The organism is Leptolyngbya sp. CCY15150 (genome assembly GCF_016888135.1).
Classification (GTDB): domain Bacteria; phylum Cyanobacteriota; class Cyanobacteriia; order RECH01; family RECH01; genus RECH01.
Genome location: NZ_JACSWB010000053.1, coordinates 1 through 378, shown reverse-complemented (window position 1 = coordinate 378; position 378 = coordinate 1). Strand labels below are relative to the sequence as shown.

1 protein-coding gene is annotated in these 378 nt (G+C 56.6%); it reads left to right on the top strand.

Features of this window, described 5'->3' with window-relative positions; all coding sequences use genetic code 11:
- Window positions 1-378 (top strand): calcium-binding protein (locus JUJ53_RS00240; RefSeq protein WP_275415705.1); only part of this gene is annotated, 378 nt, incomplete at both ends.

Here is a 378-nt window from a genome sequence, read left to right as displayed (position 1 = left end):
ATTGGCGGCGACGGGAATGACACTCTCAATGGCGGCACCGGGGACGATCGTCTCTTGGGGGGAACCGGAAATGACATCCTCATTGGTGGCGATGGAAACGATCGCCTCTTAGGACAAGTCGGCAACGATCGCCTCCTAGGGGGAGATGGTGACGATATCTTAGTCGGCGGCCCAGGAAGCGATCGCCTTGATGGTGGAGCCGGTAACGACTTGCTTCAAGGAGGCAGTGACCGCGATACCTTAATCGGCGGCACAGGCAACGATCGCATCGATGGCGGCACCGGTAACGACCTCATTACCACCGGACAAGGGCTTGACCTAATTGTCATTCGCCAAAACGATGGCTTCGACCGCGTTACCGATTTCCAAAACAATCGA